The organism is Arenimonas caeni, assembly GCF_003024235.1.
Classification (GTDB): domain Bacteria; phylum Pseudomonadota; class Gammaproteobacteria; order Xanthomonadales; family Xanthomonadaceae; genus Arenimonas; species Arenimonas caeni.
Genome location: NZ_KZ679122.1, coordinates 1 through 409 on the forward strand (window position 1 = coordinate 1; position 409 = coordinate 409).

Sequence of the window (409 nt, forward strand, 5' to 3'; positions counted from 1 at the left end):
CGGGCACCGGCAAGACGCACCTGGCCACGGCGCTGGGCGTGGAGGCGGTGGGCCGGCACGGCAAGCGGGTTAGGTTCTTCAGCACCATCGAGCTGGTGAACGCCTTGGAGCAGGAGAAGGTGGCCGGCAAGGCCGGCCGCCTGGCCAACCAACTGCTGAACCTGGACCTGGTGGTCCTGGACGAGCTGGGCTACTTGCCCTTCAGCCAGGCCGGCGGGGCGCTGCTGTTCCACCTGCTGTCGAAGCTGTACGAGCACACCAGCGTGGTGATCACGACCAACCTGGTGTTCGCCGAGTGGGCCAACGTCTTCATCGACGCCAAGATGACCACGGCGCTGCTGGATCGGCTGACCCACCACTGCCACATCGTCGAAACCGGGAACGACTCCTACCGGTTCCGGCACAGCAG

1 protein-coding gene is annotated in these 409 nt (G+C 66.3%); it reads left to right on the top strand.

What is annotated here, in order from left to right; all coding sequences use genetic code 11:
* A partial coding sequence (locus tag C6N40_RS13865; protein WP_162782260.1) for an ATP-binding protein occupies positions 1 to 409 on the top strand: 409 nt, incomplete at both ends.